This window comes from Telmatobacter bradus (genome assembly GCF_048629425.1).
In the GTDB taxonomy this organism is placed as follows: Bacteria; Acidobacteriota; Terriglobia; order Terriglobales; family Acidobacteriaceae; genus Telmatobacter; species Telmatobacter bradus.
The window spans coordinates 3,962,361-3,978,410 of the sequence record NZ_CP184532.1 but is presented as its reverse complement, the minus strand read 5'-3'; the positions used below and the strand labels follow the sequence as shown (position 1 = coordinate 3,978,410).

General features: G+C 56.8%; 17 protein-coding genes and 1 pseudogene. 10 read left to right on the top strand and 8 right to left on the bottom strand.

Features of this window, described 5'->3' with window-relative positions:
- Window positions 1-471 precede the first annotated feature (471 nt).
- The 6 genes from ACOBR2_RS16345 to ACOBR2_RS16320 all read left to right on the top strand — a co-directional run bounded on the left by ACOBR2_RS16345 (window position 472) and on the right by ACOBR2_RS16320 (window position 5,309).
- On the top strand, window positions 472-1,197 hold the full coding sequence (locus ACOBR2_RS16345; protein ID WP_420237168.1) for a DNA methyltransferase: 726 nt from the start codon (window positions 472-474) through the stop codon (window positions 1,195-1,197).
- Between the two features lie 575 nt (window positions 1,198-1,772).
- Window positions 1,773-2,456 (top strand): flavodoxin family protein, encoded by a 684-nt coding sequence (locus ACOBR2_RS16340; RefSeq protein ID WP_420237167.1) that lies wholly within the window; start codon window positions 1,773-1,775, stop codon window positions 2,454-2,456.
- Between the two features lie 3 nt (window positions 2,457-2,459).
- Window positions 2,460-2,663: a PDDEXK nuclease domain-containing protein gene (locus ACOBR2_RS16335; protein WP_420240026.1), complete on the top strand. Its 204-nt coding sequence runs from the start codon at window positions 2,460-2,462 to the stop codon at window positions 2,661-2,663.
- A 124-nt stretch (window positions 2,664-2,787) separates the two neighbouring features.
- A complete protein-coding gene (locus ACOBR2_RS16330) occupies window positions 2,788-3,015 on the top strand; it encodes a type II toxin-antitoxin system Y4mF family antitoxin (RefSeq protein WP_420237166.1) in 228 nt (75 codons plus the stop codon).
- Between the two features lie 3 nt (window positions 3,016-3,018).
- A complete protein-coding gene (locus ACOBR2_RS16325; RefSeq protein WP_420237165.1) occupies window positions 3,019-4,272 on the top strand; it encodes a type II toxin-antitoxin system HipA family toxin in 1,254 nt (417 codons plus the stop codon).
- On the top strand, window positions 4,269-5,309 hold the full coding sequence (locus ACOBR2_RS16320; RefSeq protein WP_420237164.1) for a virulence RhuM family protein: 1,041 nt from the start codon (window positions 4,269-4,271) through the stop codon (window positions 5,307-5,309). The genes ACOBR2_RS16325 and ACOBR2_RS16320 overlap by 4 nt, the downstream gene beginning before the upstream one ends.
- 589 nt (window positions 5,310-5,898) lie before the next feature.
- Here ACOBR2_RS16320 and moeB read toward each other — a convergent pair.
- The 5 genes from moeB to ACOBR2_RS16295 all read right to left on the bottom strand — a co-directional run bounded on the left by moeB (window position 5,899) and on the right by ACOBR2_RS16295 (window position 9,595).
- Window positions 5,899-7,080 carry a molybdopterin-synthase adenylyltransferase MoeB gene (gene moeB, locus ACOBR2_RS16315; RefSeq protein WP_420237163.1) on the bottom strand — a complete coding sequence of 394 codons (1,182 nt, stop codon included), beginning with the start codon at window positions 7,078-7,080 and terminating at the stop codon, window positions 5,899-5,901.
- A 73-nt stretch (window positions 7,081-7,153) separates the two neighbouring features.
- Window positions 7,154-7,429, bottom strand: coding sequence for a MoaD/ThiS family protein (locus ACOBR2_RS16310; RefSeq protein ID WP_420237162.1), 276 nt, complete (start codon window positions 7,427-7,429; stop codon window positions 7,154-7,156).
- A gap of 78 nt (window positions 7,430-7,507) precedes the next feature.
- Window positions 7,508-7,951: a Mov34/MPN/PAD-1 family protein gene (locus tag ACOBR2_RS16305; protein WP_420237161.1), complete on the bottom strand. Its 444-nt coding sequence runs from the start codon at window positions 7,949-7,951 to the stop codon at window positions 7,508-7,510.
- Entirely contained in the window at window positions 7,948-8,850 is a 903-nt protein-coding gene (locus ACOBR2_RS16300) for a PLP-dependent cysteine synthase family protein (RefSeq protein WP_420237160.1), read from the bottom strand. Before ACOBR2_RS16300 ends, ACOBR2_RS16305 begins: the two co-directional genes overlap by 4 nt.
- A 454-nt stretch (window positions 8,851-9,304) precedes the next feature.
- Window positions 9,305-9,595, bottom strand: a complete 291-nt coding sequence (locus ACOBR2_RS16295) for a hypothetical protein (RefSeq protein ID WP_420237159.1) — start codon at window positions 9,593-9,595, stop codon at window positions 9,305-9,307.
- Between the two features lie 624 nt (window positions 9,596-10,219).
- On the opposite strand from ACOBR2_RS16295, the gene ACOBR2_RS16290 reads away from it, so the two are divergent.
- From ACOBR2_RS16290 to ACOBR2_RS16280, 3 genes are all read left to right on the top strand, one after another.
- Window positions 10,220-11,482 (top strand): OmpP1/FadL family transporter, encoded by a 1,263-nt coding sequence (locus tag ACOBR2_RS16290; protein WP_420237158.1) that lies wholly within the window; start codon window positions 10,220-10,222, stop codon window positions 11,480-11,482.
- Between the two features lie 24 nt (window positions 11,483-11,506).
- Window positions 11,507-12,070 (top strand): YeeE/YedE family protein, encoded by a 564-nt coding sequence (locus ACOBR2_RS16285; RefSeq protein WP_420237157.1) that lies wholly within the window; start codon window positions 11,507-11,509, stop codon window positions 12,068-12,070.
- 95 nt (window positions 12,071-12,165) lie between these two features.
- On the top strand, window positions 12,166-12,600 hold the full coding sequence (locus ACOBR2_RS16280; protein ID WP_420237156.1) for a DUF6691 family protein: 435 nt from the start codon (window positions 12,166-12,168) through the stop codon (window positions 12,598-12,600).
- Window positions 12,601-12,794: 194 nt separating this feature from the next.
- Here the strand turns inward: ACOBR2_RS16280 and ACOBR2_RS16275 are convergent.
- Window positions 12,795-13,723: pseudogene (locus ACOBR2_RS16275) on the bottom strand (IS3 family transposase); the annotation flags it as partial.
- A 203-nt stretch (window positions 13,724-13,926) separates the two neighbouring features.
- On the opposite strand from ACOBR2_RS16275, the gene ACOBR2_RS16270 reads away from it, so the two are divergent.
- A complete protein-coding gene (locus ACOBR2_RS16270) occupies window positions 13,927-14,313 on the top strand; it encodes a hypothetical protein (protein ID WP_420237155.1) in 387 nt (128 codons plus the stop codon).
- On the opposite strand, the gene ACOBR2_RS16265 is transcribed toward ACOBR2_RS16270, so the two are convergent.
- Both ACOBR2_RS16265 and ACOBR2_RS16260 read right to left on the bottom strand, forming a co-directional pair.
- On the bottom strand, window positions 14,279-15,292 hold the full coding sequence (locus ACOBR2_RS16265; RefSeq protein ID WP_420237154.1) for a nucleotidyl transferase AbiEii/AbiGii toxin family protein: 1,014 nt from the start codon (window positions 15,290-15,292) through the stop codon (window positions 14,279-14,281). The two genes, ACOBR2_RS16270 and ACOBR2_RS16265, sit on opposite strands and share 35 nt — an antisense overlap.
- Window positions 15,289-15,888, bottom strand: coding sequence for a DUF6088 family protein (locus ACOBR2_RS16260; protein ID WP_420240025.1), 600 nt, complete (start codon window positions 15,886-15,888; stop codon window positions 15,289-15,291). The genes ACOBR2_RS16265 and ACOBR2_RS16260 overlap by 4 nt, the downstream gene beginning before the upstream one ends.
- Window positions 15,889-16,050: the final 162 nt, after the last annotated feature.

Below are 16,050 nucleotides of genomic sequence, written 5' to 3'. Positions count from 1 at the left end.
CTTTCATGTCTACCCCAGCAAGATAACCTACCATCCTTGCGCACAGACCAGCCACATCGGTGCTTATCTGCTTGGCATTGCGGGTTACAACAATACTTCACCATAGAGGATCTGTTCATGGTCATGGCGTGTTGTGACATTGCCTTCCATGCTTTCATGATGGATACCTTGATCTGCCTGTACGCTGTTCTGCTCTGCACGCTGATCTCCTCCTGAGCCCTACGGACTCTCAGGCACCGCGAGAGGAAAGCTGGCTGCGCCCGGCGGCGGCCGGGATTCTGCTTCGTCTGCTGTGCCAGTCTGATTCCTGACAAAAGCAATACTGTACGGCAGACGCCCTGCGGGTTTCGGCTCCCCCCTGAAGGTCCCCCCCGAAAAAGCATCCTGTCCGCCTTGGGAGCAGCCATCTCTCGCGCCCTCCGGGTGTGTGTCCTGAGAGATCACTCCGGGACCACAAAGGAGATCAAAGCCATGCAGACACAAGCTACAATTCAGAACCGGTTCATCAACACCATTACGCATGGGGATTGCATTCAGGTCATGCGCCAGATGCCCGCAAACAGCGTCGATTTCATACTCACCGATCCGCCGTACCTGGTGAACTACAAGGACCGCACAGGTCGCTCTATTCAGAATGACTCGAATAGCGACTGGTTGAAGCCAGCAATGAGAGAAGCCTACAGAGTCCTCAAGCAGGATCGGGTCGCTGTGATGTTCTATGGATGGAGCGCTGTCGATAAGTTTTTTGCAGCATGGCGCCAAGCAGGATTCTATCCGGTCGGCCATATCGTCTTTCGCAAGGACTACGCGTCGAGGAGCAGGCTGGTTCGCTATCAGCATGAACAGGCGTACCTGCTGGCAAAGGGAAAGCCTCCGCTACCGAAGAATCCAATCGCAGACGTCATCGATGTCGATTACAGCGGCAACAAGCTTCATCCGACTCAGAAGCCGCTCTCGGCGCTCGTTCCTCTGATCCGCAGTTTCTCGTTACCGGGCGATGTTTTGCTCGATCCGTTTGCTGGGAGCGGAAGCTCTTGCGCAGCGGCGGCGCTCACGCATCGCAGATACATTGGAATAGAGTTGGACGAAAAGTATTACATCGAAGCGAGTTCCAGATTGAATCGGGTTTATCAGAGGATCGCGCGTAAGCGATCCTCTGATCTGGCAGCGTCGGTCGAATCGATGGTTCATATATAAAGCTGGCAGGAAGAATCCTCTGGCATTCCAACCTGCGAATCAGTTTGTCTGCGTACCCGCTCCGCCTCAAGGCGAACGTCGATCTGAGCTCTCGTTTTTACCGCCTTGACCCGGAGCGCGTCCACGTACCGTCTCCTGCCATGGTTGGAATGCCATGATCTGCACCTTCCGCGCCCGCTCACCTTCTGACCTAGCCTGCGGACTGTGTCAACATGGAAGGCGTGACAAGGAATCCTTCTCCTATGTGAATGAGCAGGCATTCAAGAAAATTGGCTGAACCCGCCGCAGGTAGCCAGGTTCGATGCCGAGAGCGCAGAGATTTTGTAGAGCATTCGGAGGTTGTAATGAGCACAAGCCGGAATTCCACTCCGTTGTACGAGGCCATCCGCAGTTTGGTGTTGTCCGCTTGTCAGAGTATCTCTCGCTTAGCTGCACCTTGTTGATCATCACGCCGGGGTACACGGACTATCCTGAAATAAACGCGTGGCAGTCACCTATTACAGCGGCGTAGCAGCCGAAGGCCTCAGGGCGAAGCGCTATTCCTGCGGCTACAAGCAGCAGAAGTGGAGAACTCGATGAAAGTGATTGCGTTTAACGGAAGTCCGCGAAAAAAATGGAATACAGCAACATTGCTCGAAAAGGCTCTTGAAGGGGCGACATCACAGGGGGCGGAGACAAAACTTATCCACCTGTACGATCTGGATTTCAAGGGTTGCAAGAGCTGTTTTGGCTGCAAGATCAAAGGCGGTCGGAGTTATGGACAGTGCGCCATCAAGGATGATCTGACACCAATTCTGGAAGAGGCTGAAAAGACAGATGTCCTGATATTGGGCTCGCCGATCTACTTCTGGGCGGTTTCGGGAGAGATGAAATCCTTTATGGAGCGTTTGATGTTTCCCTATTATCGCTATGCGAAGGCCGATGAACCGGCACCAACTCTTTTTCCCAGAAAGATCCAGACGGGGTTCATCTACACGATGAATACGACTAACAAGCAGTTGAAGGAGAGCGGATTCGATAAAGGCATCGCTCTTAATGAAATGTTTTTGACGAAAATTTTCGGGAGTTCAGAGTCACTACTTTGCTTCGACACCTATCAGTTCGACGATTACTCGAAGATCGACCAAGATCGTTTTGATGAGGAGAAGAAGGCTGACAGCCGCAGGGAACATTTTCCTGGTGATTGCCAGCGGGCTTTTGAGTTGGGCACTCGACTTGCCAATGAAGCCGCTGCTCCGGCGGCCACGCGGTCGCTATAGGTCATCTACTTTGACCGCCACGTTCAAACCGAGACGGAGAATCACACCATCGGCATCTTGCTCTGCAAGAAAAAGAATTCCGCTCTGGTGGAGATTACCATCCCCAAAAACGCCAACATTCACGCCCGCGAATACCAGCTCTATCTGCCCAGCAAAGAGGAACTGCAACAGAAGCTTGTGGAATGGATAGGCGAGCAGGAAGAGTAGAAAATCGATAGCGTTTTGGGGCTTCTCCTCGGCAGTAAATATAATATTCCCGAACGGGAATAAACATCTTGACATGGGCGAATCCAGAGAATAGTATTCCCGTACGGTAACACGTACGAGGTCCATGAAATATACGACACAGGCAATTGGTCAAATCATCCGGGAAAACCGGAAGCGGTTGGGCGTCACGCAAAAGGATTTGGCGCTGACCTCCGGCACGGGTCTGCGCTTTGTCATCGACCTCGAAAAGGGCAAGGAAACCTGCCAGATTGGCAAGGTTCTGACGGTCCTGCAAACGCTTGGAATCAAACTCGCGCTGACACCGCCTGCGATCTCAGAAATCGAGGAGTAGCGTATGGCGAAAACCCTGGATGTCTACCTGCACCGTGAATTGGTCGGCCACCTCATCCAAAATGATGGCGGCCAGATGGTCTTTGACTACGCAGAAAGCTGGTTGGAAAAGCCAGGCGCAACGCCCTTGTCCCACTCGCTGCTTCTGCGGCAGAAGCGCTTCACGCGCAAAGAATGCCGAGGATACTTTGCCGGTGTTCTGCCCGAAGAAAGCAAGCGTGCGATCATTGCCCGTAACCTTGGCATCAGCGAACGCAACGACTACTCCATGCTGGAGCGGATCGGCGGGGAGTGCGCGGGTGCGGTCACGTTCCTCTCGGCTGGCGAAGCCCTGCCCGCCCGCGACGACCATTATCGGGCGCTCTCCTCGCCTGAACTGGCCGGGATTCTACGGGAACTGCCGCGCCGTCCGCTATTGGCCGGTGAAACCGGAATACGACTTTCGCTGGCTGGCGCTCAAGACAAGATCGCCGTGCGCGTGGAGGGGGATGCCGTCTCGCTTCCTTTGGACGGCGCGCCCAGCACGCACATCTTGAAGCCAGCCGTGGAGCGATTTGCCGGGGTTGTCTTCAATGAAGCCTACTGTATGAAACTTGCGGCGGCAGTGGGTCTGCCCGTGGCCAAGACGGAAATTCGACGCGTGGAAGATGTTGAATACCTGCTGATCGAGCGTTATGACCGGACGCACCGCCAGAATTCAGAAGGCGCGCCCGTGCTGGAACGCTTGCACCAGGAAGACTTTTGCCAAGCACTGGGCATTGTTTCAGAAAACAAGTATCAGAAGGAAGGTGGACCATCGCTCAAGCAGTGCTTTGCGCTGCTGCGCGAGGTCTCCAGTGCGCCGGTCCTTGACTTGGCACGTCTGCTGGATGCCGTGATCTTCAACTACCTGGTCGGCAACAACGACGCGCATGGCAAGAACTTTTCGCTGCTCTATCGCGGCGTGGGCACAGCAAGTATGGAGACGCGGCTTGCGCCGCTCTATGATGTTGTGAGTACCCGTTATTACCCAGAGCTTACCCGCGAGTTGGCTATGAAGATTGGCGGCGAGTATTCATCGGATAAGGTGTCGAAGGCAAATTTTGAGCAACTGGCCGAAGACGCCGGGCTTGCCAAGCCGCTTGTTCGCCGCCGTGTGCCGGAGATGGCCGACGCGATCCTTGCAAATCTGGGCAAGACTGGGATCGAACACCCTATAGCTGAAGCACTGACCGAGCAGATAACCAAGTTCCAGACCATCCAGGATCACCAGCGATGACAGACGAAAAGACGCCGCAGAGGAACGAAATCCTGCTCTACACCACCCCGGATGGGGCGGTGCGCGTGGATGTTCAGTATGAAGATGAGAGCTTTTGGCTGAGCCAGAAAAATATGGCCGAGTTGTTTGGGGTAGACGTTCGAACCGTAAGTGAGCACCTGAGAAACGTTTACGCCACGGGCGAGCTGTCTCAGAGGACAACTATCCGGAAATTCCGGATAGTTCAAACCGAGGGCGCCCGCGAGGTGGCTCGCGAGGTGGACTTCTACAATCTGGACGCTATCATTGCCGTCGGCTATCGGGTCAACAGCTACCAGGCGACACAATTTCGCATCTGGGCAACGCAGACACTGCGCGAGTTCATCGTGAAGGGGTTCGTGCTGGACGATGAGCGTTTGAAGCAGGGCAAGCGATTCGGCAAGGATTACTTCGATGAATTGCTGGAGCGGATTCGGGAGATTCGCGCCAGCGAGCGTCGCTTCTATCTGAAGATCACCGACATTTACGAGCAGTGCAGCATCGACTACGACCGCAGCGCCGAGATTACGCAGACATTCTTCAAGACGGTGCAGAACAAGCTGCATTGGGCCATTACCGGCAAAACGGCAGCCGAGTTGATTGCAGAGCGGGCGCGTGCCGACCATCCGAATATGGGTCTGCAAACCTGGAAGCAGGCGCCGCACGGAAAGATTCTGAAGACAGACGTTGCGGTGGCAAAGAATTATCTGACCGAGCCGGAGATCAAGGCTCTGGAGCGGGTGGTGAGTATGTATCTGGACTATGCGGAGAATCAGGCGACGCGACAGATTCCCATGAAGATGGCCGAATGGGTGGAAAAATTGGATGCGTTTCTTCGCTTCAACGAGTACGAGGTGCTGAACAATGCCGGAAAGATTTCGCACGAGGTGGCATTGAAACTTGTTGAAGAGCAGTATGAACAATTCCGCGTGACACAAGACCGCAGCTTTGAAAGCGACTTTGAGCGGGCGGCAAAGAAGATTCTTGCTAAGAAAGCCTCAGGGAAGCGCAAGCCATGAAGATTCAATTTGATGTACAGCAGCAGTACCAACATCCGATGCCGTGGCTGTGGCGGTCCTTGTCCTTCGGCTCAAGGTGCTGTGGTCAGGTGGGTTCAGGCCTTCGATGTGGTGGCTTCCCAGAAGTCAATTGGAAGCTTCTGGCGCACAGGTAGAGCCAACCGCTTACGTTTCAAATCCGCAAGAGAGTTGAGGCAGGAATCGCTGCGAACAAAAAAACAGTTGTGACTCCTTTGTTCATGAAAGACCAAGCAGACGAACATCGCGTTCTTCCGCGCGCAACTATAATGGCCGCGAGTGCCCCGCCTTGCCGCACACGCAAGGGGAATAGAAGAAGATCCTATGGGCACTCGATGCCTATGGCGAGATTCACACGCAATCATCAGAAAGAATTCGGAAGCAACTGAAGACGCTTGTGCTGCTGATGCGGCATTCAGGACAGCGTATTTCAGATGCGATTGTATTGAAGCGAAAGCGGTATCCTTACGGATCGCATTCGATACTTGATCTGCGGCATTGGATTATTCGAATAAAGCCGAAGAGCTTTCGGGTGGCTCGCTGGAGGAGAACACCCGGAAAGTTTTCTGCCTCAATACTTCTTCATGGTGGGGTCGACCTCCGAGGCCCAGGCGATGATGCCTCCAGCCAGGTTGATGACGTGTTCGAAGCCGTTCTGCTTGAGTACCTCGGCGGCCTTCTGGCTGCGTACGCCGCCCTTGCACTGCACAACGACCTCGCGGCTGCGATCGATCTCGGAGAGTCGCTGCGCGACTTCGCCGAGCGGGATGAGCTGGCCGCCGAGATTGGCGATTTTGTACTCGAAGGGCTCGCGCACGTCGAGGATGTAGACTTCTTCTCCGGCATCGATGCGCTTTTTAAGCTGCTGTACCGTGATCTGCGGGACTCCGTTCTTGATCTCTTGTACGTTGGATGGCGCAGGTGGCGTGATGCCGCAGAACTGTTCGTAGTCGATGAGCTTGGTGATGGTGCGGTGCGTGCCGCAGATGGGGCAGTCGGGATTCTTGCGCAGCTTGAGCTGACGGAAGCGCATGTTGAGCGCATCGACCAATAATAAGCGCCCGGCGAGCGTTTCGCCTTTGCCGAGGATGAGCTTGATGACTTCAGTGGCCTGGATGACGCCGACAAGGCCGGGCAGGATGCCGAGCACTCCGCCTTCCGCGCAACTGGGGACGAGGCCGGGCGGTGGCGGCTCGGGATAGAGGCAGCGATAGCAGGGCGCGTCGGGCGCGGCGAAGACGCTGGCCTGGCCTTCGAAGCGGAAGATGGAACCGTAGGCGTTGGGAATGCCGAGCAGGACGCAGGCGTCGTTGACGAGATAGCGCGTGGGGAAGTTGTCGGTGCCGTCGGCGACGACGTCGTAGTCCTTGAGGATGTCGAGCGCGTTGGCGCTGGAGAGGCGTGTTTCGTGCTTGATGACTTTGAGCGCGGGATTGAGCGCGGTGAGTTTTTCGGCGGCGGAATCGATTTTTTTACGACCGATGTCGGGCGTGGTGTGGATGATCTGCCGCTGCAGGTTGCTGGCATCGACTACATCGAAGTCAACCAGACCGAGTGTGCCGATACCGGCTGCCGCAAGATAGAGTGCGAGCGGCGAGCCGAGGCCTCCGGTGCCGACGCAGAGGACCTTTGCGCCCTTGAGGCGACGCTGGCCCTCGATACCTACCTCGGGCAGGATGATGTGGCGCGAGTAGCGCGCGAGATCGTCGTCGGTCAACTCGGGAAGGTCGTGGAGTGAGTCGATAGTGGACATGATGTGTGTGCCTCGGGACTTTCTTGCTGCTGCTCTATGCGCCGGTCAACGGCTGGTGGTCAACGGCCAATGGTTAGCGGCCGCCGGCGATGGAAGGGATGATGCTGAGCGTATCGGAGGGCTTGACCTCTGTGGCTTCCTTCGCGGGGAGATAGCGCACGTCTTCATCGTTTAAGTAGAGGTTGACGAAGGCGCGGAGTTTTCCGTCGGCGGTGAACAGGTGTTTGCGGAGATCGGCGAAGGAAGCGGTGAGCTGGTCGAGAGCCTCGCGCACGGTGGAGGCTTCGACTTCGACGGCGTCTTTACCGGCGGTGTAACCGCGTAGCGGCGTGGGGATGAAGATGGTCACGTAAGTTGCTCCTTTTCGTTCGATGCGGAAGTGCGGGGCAGAAGTGCGGGTTTGTTTGCGAAGGATTCAGACGAGGCGCTACGAATCTCCGACGACGATCTGCTGCGGTTCGAAGCGCTTGTCTTCTTCGCTTGCGCCGGCGAGCAGAAATGAGTTGGTGATTGCCGCGTGGCCCTTTTCAATGGCGGTGATGATGTAGGCGCAACCGAGCCAGTGGGCTTCTGCCAGATCGGTTTGCGACCACTGGGCGGGATGGTCGGGATGCGAGTGATAGAAGCCCGCAATGCTAAGGCCCTGGGTGCGCGCCGCGCGTTCGATTTTGATCAGCTCGACGGGCGAGATTTGATAGCGATTGTGAGCGGAGTCGGTACGCGTGTTGCCGGCGGGCACTGCCGCCAGGACCGACCATCCGCCGGTGGACGGCGTGCCAAGCAATGCGCCGCAGCACTCGTAAGGGTAAGTGTGCTCGCCGTGTTGACGAATCTCCGCATAGACAGCGGCGGTGAGGTGGACGATGCTCATATCTCCTCCCAGAAACGCTCGCTGAGGTATTTATCGGCCGAGTCGGGAAGCACGGTGACGATGACGGCGGAACGGCCAGCGGCAGCTTCTTCGCGAGCGATATCGAGGCTTGCGGAGACGGCAGCAGCGGCGGAGATGCCGACCAGCAGACCGACTTCGCGGGCCATGCGGCGTGCGACCTCGTACGCAGATTCAGTTTCCACTTCCACGGCGCGATCGGCAAGCGCGGGATCGTAGATGGGTGGCACGATGGAGGTGGCCATGAACTTGAGACCTTCGAGGCCGTGGAAGGGCGAGTCAGGCTGCATGCTGATGGCCTGGATGGAGGGGTTGAATTCCTTGAGGCGGCGCGTGGTTCCCATGAAGGTGCCGCTGGTGCCAAGGCCAGCGACGAAGTGCGTAACGTGGCCCACGGTTTGCTCCCAGATTTCAACGCCGGTGGTTTCGTAATGCGCGCGCCAGTTGGCGTTGTTTCCGTACTGGTCGACGTAGCAGAAGCGCTCGGGGTCGCTGGCGGCCAGCGCACGCGCGCGGCGAATGGCGCCGTCGGAACTCTGATCTGGATCGGTCCACTCGATCTCTGCACCGTAGGCCTGGAGAATACGCTTGCGTTCGGGAGAGACATTGGCGGGCATGGCCAGTGTGACTGGAAACCCAAGCGCCGCACCGAGCATGGCCAGTGCAATGCCCGTGTTGCCGCTGGTGGCGTCGAGGATGGTCTTGCCCTTGCGCAAAGTTCCGCGTTCGAGAGCATCGCGCACCATGGAGGCAGCGGCACGATCTTTGACGCTGCCGCCGGGGTTGAGCCACTCGGCTTTGGCCAGCAGCGTAATGCCGTGCAGGTCGCTCACAAGCCGATCGAGGCGCAGCAATGGTGTGTTGCCGATGCGATCGGTCATGGTGACGCCTAGATCGGTTACACTGGGGCGCGCATTGTGTATGGCTGAGTCCACCTTGTCCCTGGTTCTGTGTCTGTAGAGAAAAACGAAAAAGCCCACCGCCAAGAGTTGCTGGCGTGTGGGCTGTGGTGGTTCGTACCTTGTACGGGCCGACTAGAAGCCGATTGTACAGACGCCAGTGATCGCGTTGTCATAACGACAACAGCAGACAGCAATGGCGATCTGGCAATTTCGGCTCATCTACACATAGTTTTTCACAGGAGAAGGGTGCTGTAAAGAGAACGTGTGGGTGGGACTGGTCTCGGGAGACAAGAGGCAGCGAATCTGACCGAAGGCGCTTGAACCTGCGCGGTGCTTGGAAATTGACCCGAACAACACACACGCGTGGCTTTGTCGCACCTGACGCCGATGCGATGCGTATGCATTGTTCAGGTTGGCATTCGATTCAAGAGAATCAGTGCGTGCTGCATCGCTCTTCCACGGGATCAAGAAGATGATTCGGCGGTGCGGCAGGCGAGGAAACATGGCTCCAGGCATGGCGGATCGCCTGCGTGCCCGCAGCCGGGTCGAAGACGCCGACGACGCAAGCGCCGCAGCTTTCACACAACTCGCCCACGCAAGGCTTGAGAGGCGAGCGGAGGCAGACGCCGCAGTAGGTGATGCCAGTTGTGGATGAGACCCAGCCGAGACGTGTGCCATGCCCATCCTGGGCGGCGACGATGGAATAGGGAGTGGTTTCGCTCATGGAATGCTCGATATCTCCCGTGGGGGGAATGGGATAGGTGCAAAGACGGAAAAACCCACGACTGCTCGTGGGTCGCTCGGATGTATCCTGGCGCGATATCTAGCTCGACACGCAGGACCACATGACCCATTGTCCGCGATAACAACGGCAGAACATCGGCATCGTGTTGTGGAGCTGCCTGTACATAAGCCAAAGCGTAATACTCCTTGCTCGAAAACTCAATGGAATAGTGTTCGAAGCATATGAATGTTTATTCATAATTAGAACTGCCCGTTCTATTTGCGAACAAATTCTTGACATCGGACCGATTCACTCCTAATCTCAACTTCATGAAGATTTCCACCCAGCAGCCTTTTGCTTGTCGGCCCAGCGCCTGCGTTTGTACGCAGACCAAAGATTCGCTGGCGGATGGAGATCGGAACCTTTTAACCTAAGAGCCCGATTCGAAGTCGAGTTATTCGTAACCCACCGCCAATGCTGCTCAGGCTGGTGGGTTTCGCATTTCTAGCGAGTACTTCTCCTTGTCCCACGGCGGAACAGCATAGGCTGCAACCGATACGGTCCAGTTGGTAGCGTGCAGTGGTGCGCGACCAGCCAGCGATGCTGTATCCACAGGAGATTGTTTTGTTCAAACTCATTGCACGTGGAGTCCTGCTCGCTGTCGTATTTCTGACGGCGCACACACTGTTTGCTACGGATGGATATTTCGTGACCGGGTTCGGAACCAAGCAACAGGGTAAGGGCGGCGCCGGTGTCGCCGCGCCCGCCGATGCTCTGGCACCGGCAATAAATCCAGCCGGCCTGTTTGCCGCAGGTAATCGCGTGGATGTGGGCTTGACGGTGTTCAGACCAATCCGCTCGGGTACGATCGTCGGCAATGTGTTGCCCGTGGGCTATCCGAATGTAAACGGCAACTACGATGCAAACCGCGTGGTGAATTTCGAATTGCCTGAGTTTGGCTACAGCCGCACGGTGAAGCCAAAGCTCGCAGTGGGTGTGGCTCTTTACGGCAATGGCGGTTTGAACACGTCGTTCAGGAATCCAATTCTGCTGCTGGGCTCTACACGCGGCGGCGTTGACTTGGATCAGTTCTTCCTCTCGCCGGCGCTTTCCTACAAGCTGGGCAAACGGAATGCGGTAGGTATTGCGGCCAACATCGCTTACCAGCGCGTCTCTGTCGAGGGCCTGCAGAACTTTGCCACGTCGAATTCTTCGTCGGACCCCACGCATGTGACGAACACAGGTCATTCGAATTCGTATGGCGGCGGCTTGCGCGTGGGTTGGATCGGAGAGTTGAACGATGTAGTCAGCGTTGGCGCAACCTACCAGACACGCACCTGGGCAACGGCGTTCGACCGCTACAGGGGATTGTTTGCGGAGGACGGCAAGTTCGACGTTCCGGCAAATGTAGCAGGTGGTGTGGCCGTGCATGTGGGCTCGAGGGCAACCGTCTCGGCTGACCTGGAGCGGATCTTTTACAGCTCGGTGAAGTCGATTGCCAACTCGGACGCCAATCAGGCGTTGCTGGGATCGGCGAACGGCCCTGGATTCGGATGGCATAGCATCAACGTGGTGAAGACTGGCGTAGATGTGAAGGCAAGCCGCGACTTGGTGCTGCGCGCGGGCTACAATCACGGCGGCGCGCCGTTCGATGCATCGCAGACATTCTTCAACCTGCTGGCGCCGGCCGTCACCAAAGATCACCTGCATTTTGGCGCGACCTGGAAATTTGCCAGCAACAAGGAAGTGTCGTTTGCCTATGTCCATGCATTTGCGAATACCATGAATGGCTCGGGATCGATTCCGTCGTCAGCAGGCGGCGGCAATGCCAACCTGACGATGTATCAGAACAGCTTCCAGATAGGCCTTGGGTGGATCAGGAAATAGAAACGTCTGGAAGGAGGGCGCACAATGCATGCATTTCTGCACAGCGAATGGCCGTGGTACGTGGCTGGCCCGTTGATTGGTCTCTTTGTGCCCGCATTGCTGCTTGTGGGCAATAAGGTGTTTGGCGTTTCCGCGAGTCTGAGCCATATTTGCGCTGCTGTTGTGCCTGGCAAGATCGAGTATTTTCGCTATGACTGGCGACGCGTGGGGTCGTGGAATCTTGTGTTCCTGGCGGGAGTTGTGGTGGGAGGTTTTCTGGCAGCGCATTTTGGCGCGCACGATGTTGAGCTGTCGCCTGCGGCTCGCAACACGATAGCGCAACTGGGCATTCACGACTTGTCGGGATTTGCTCCCCAGGAGATCTTCAACTGGCACGCGCTGCTGACGGTGCGAGGCTTTGTGCCGATAGTGGTGGGCGGATTTCTGGTCGGTCTTGGCACAGCGTATGCGGCGGGCTGCACCTCGGGTCATGCCATCAGCGGATTGGCAAATCTTCAACCTGCCTCGCTGATTGCCGTGATCGGTTTCTTTGCCGGTGGACTGGCGGGAAGCTGGCTGCTTCTGCCGTTGTTGTTGGGGGCGCGATGAGCGAGCAAACGATTCAGCCGCCGGGACGGTTCGAAGGTTGCGGTGGGGCCATACAACAACCGGTGCAATTTGAAGGTTGTGGCGGAGAAGCACCGTTGGCAGCGCCGAGCGCGCGTTTTCTGCCGGTATATCTGGCGCTGGGTATTGCGTTTGGATTTGTCCTGACGCGGGCTGAGGTGGTTTCGTGGTTTCGCATCCAGGAGATGTTCCATTTCGAGTCTTTCCGCATGCTCGGCATCATCGGTTCGGCGGTTGTTACCGCCGCGCTCTCTATTGCGGTGCTGAAGCGGCTGGGGGTGCGCGCTGCGAATGGCGAGCCAATCTCAATCCCGGACAAGCCGCTTGGGAAGGGAATCCGCTACGCGGCCGGAGGGACGATTTTTGGCCTTGGGTGGGCGCTGACAGGCGCTTGCCCTGGGCCGCTGTTCTCGCTGGTGGGCAGCGGCGTGAGCGTATTGCTAGTGGCGATTGCCAGCGCTTTGGCAGGCACATGGCTCTATGGATGGTTGAGGCCGCATTTGCCGCATTAACCTGCGACGCACCAAGGCTTGCCGCAGGCGAGAGCGCTTCGGCAAAAGAATGCTGTTCTAGAATTGCTGCCGTTTTGCATAAAAGAATGCCAGCCTCATCCGGGCAGGCATTCTTGTGTTGAAGGGTGAGTAACTTGCCTTAGACGAGGCCAGGGTTGCGTCCATGGCGCAGATCCCACAATGCTTCGACGAGGGCCGTTCTCCCAGGGAGAACCGGGTTCGATATAGGCCGTCTTTGCTCCGGTTGCAGCCAGCCATCTTCGCAGATCCTTGGCCACGAATTCCGGACCATTGTCCGAGCGAAGATGTTCTGGAACGCCCTTCATCACCATCACATCGGCCAATGCGCTGATCACCTTGGCGCTCGTCCAACTTCGCTCGCAACGAATCATTAGGCACTCCCTGGTGTGTTCATCAATCAGGTTCAGCATCCGCGCCGTGCGCCCGTCATGCGTCTTAGCGCTCACGAAATCGTAGCTCCATACGTGATTTCTGCGCTCCGGCCGCAGGCGCACACAGGATCCATCGTTGAGCCACAACCGACCACGCGGCTTCTGCTTCTGCGGAACCTTAAGCCCCTCGCGACGCCAGATTCTCTCTACCCGATCCTTGCCAACCTTCCAGCCTGCGCGCTTCAACAGAGCGGTGATGCGCCGGTATCCGTAGCGGCCATATTTGCTGGCCAGCACGATGATGGCCTGGGTGAGTCGATCTTCGTCTTCGCGTTGTGTCGGCTGATAGCGTTGCGTGCCGCGTGGCTGCTTCACCAGTTGGCACGCTCGCCGTTCACTCATGCCTTGTTCGCAGGCATAGCCGACGGCACAACGCCGTCGCTCAGGGCTTAGAAGTTTCCCGAGGCGATGTCCTTCAGCACCAGTTTGTCCAAGCTCAAATCGGCCACCAGACGCTTGAGCTTAGAGTTCTCCTGCTCAAGCTCTTTCAGTCGCCGCGCCTGATCCACCTGCAGACCACCATATTCCTTGCGCCAACGGTAGTACGTCTGCTCGGTGATCAAAGCCTCTTTGCTGGCCTGCGCGGTCGACTTACCATTCGCCACTGCGACCTCAACCTGCCGCAACAAACTCACAATTTGCTCCGGAGTATGCTTCTTGCCTCGTGCCATACAACGCTCCTCTCAGTCCAGTTTCTCTCAACTTAACTGGTACAGAAAAGAACGGGCACTCCACTTCCAGGAACTGGCCTATATAGGAACGCAGGTCAACAACGCTTGTAGGCTCGCGGCCACTTGCCGTCCCGGCTTCGAGAAAGACGCTCCCGGCGACTTCACCCGGTCCACCAAAACGCTGGGCATAAGAGAAGCGGTCGTTGCGACCGAATCCGCCAATGGTCTGGCTCTCCTTCTCGAAAAACGCAAGCGCCGGGTATGGATGCCTGTTCTCTCTTGCTGGACTCGACGAAGAAGGTTTGACCGACCAGGAACTCGAAGCCGAGATGCGCTCGATTGAAGGCGCACTGTGCGGTCTACCCGAAGGATCGTGCTTGTACCAGTACACGAGCGTCATGTCCGGCTTCGATCTGCCAAGGAAATCGCAGTACGGCAATACAGTCACACAGGTTTTCGTTGAAGACCGGCTGGGCTTTCTTGAAAAGACGGCAGGCTTTCGACGCATAGATTTGCACTGGTGCCTGACACTGGAACCACCGAAGGCATCCACGTTCACTTCTGGTTTATCTCTTGCTCCAACGCAGTGAGGACTTCGATAATTTTGCCAAATGGCGGGGGATTCCCGAAGATCATCACGCTCATACTGCGGTAGTCCCTCTCCAACGCCGCGCGTCGCTCCTCGGTCGGAACGAGATGTAAGCTCCCGACGCGTGCCAGGTCATATTTTGCCCAGCCGGACGGATAGAAGGCTTGCTTATGGCGCACGACCTGATCCAGGAGAGCTATGTCTGCCAGAGCATCGCCACGAACCGGGCTTTGCGCCAGCATCGCAAGATCGTAATAGTGCCGCGAATAGCGTTCCGGCAGCGCCTTCTCTGCCGGTCGAAAGAACTCGGCATGGAGGATGGTCGCCTTTTCCCAAAAGGTGCGTTTCGCAAGAAGCGAAGTTACGGGAACGTCGGATTCTTCGAACAAGGCGGGGAACTCTTCCGCTGCAAAGGCGCGCACTGTAAAGCTGCCGCGCGGCACGAATTCAGCATGGGTGCCGAGCTCAAGAATGACTTGGGGCTTGATGTAGTCGAGCGTCGGCGCGGCAGACGGATACTGAAAGCGGACTATATTCCTGTCCTGCGCGCTAACTGCCAGAGTCCAATCTTCTCCATTGCCGAGAATCTCTTCGCAGCGGACCCGAAGAACTTCGATAAATTCACTGCCGATGTACTGCTGACAGGCGGCCATCATTTCCGCCAGAATAGCGGCGCGCTTAGTTTTCGACAGTCCTTCCCGGCGCGGATCGCGATCGCCTATGAATCCAAGGGCGACGTAATCCACGGCCAGATCGATGTCTTCCGAAAAGCGGTTGATCGCGTGATAGATTTTCGACAACGATGTGCCGCCCTTAAAAAGCAGGCGATCTCTCAGGGCATCAATCGCAAACAACTGTTTCAGCGTCCAGCAGACCCAGAAGTCCTTTTCAACGACAGCTTCGGAAAGGTCCCGTCTCTCCGCCGTTTCGGCGAACAAATCCGCGCGGTCACGTTTCGTCATTCGTGCAACTTTGTTCACGCGGTCTCCTCTGCAATCCGGCTCGCAACTTCATAAATCCAATCCACGCCGAATCGGGCATCCCGGACGAATTTCTTCCTCTCGGACGGCGTGAGCGCCGCCCGCAGCACTTCCATCTCGTGCGTCCCAACGTTTTCTTTGCCCAGATGACGCAATGCCTGGACGACGAGAGCGATCTTCCCCTCAAACCCGGCGAGCACCTTTGGACGAGCGTGTTTGAATACAATGCTACGCCGCCCAATGGGTACTTCATTGTTTGGTCCGTCGGTCAGGTAGATGATTTTCGACGGCACCTGTGTTGAAAGTCCCAACAGGTTTGCCGCCCACGCTCCGTCCGGCACGATCTTCCAACGTTGTCGCCGCGCAATTGCGCGCGCGGCTTCGTCGATGTCAGGGCTGAGCGTTCCACCGAGGGCGGGATTAACGCGCGGCATGTCATAGAGACCTCGGCGGATACGGCGTACCGTGCCCTTGTGCGCTAATTCCGCCAGAGTCACGTCGATAGTCGTTCGGCTGGCAATGTCGAGGAAATCCTTTGCCGAGAAGACTTTTCCCTCGCCAAGTCGTTCAACCCGTTCAACTATCTGATCCCGCATGGATTCCACGCGACACCTCTCTTCTCTGTTAAGAAAAACTATACCTCTTTTTCTTAATACTGACAAAGGCACATTCAATCCTGGACCAACTTCGGCACTCCCTCGGGCTTCCCTTTGTGCCGCCCCCGGCCACTTCAAAGTCTTCCGAATGGGGTATTCCGC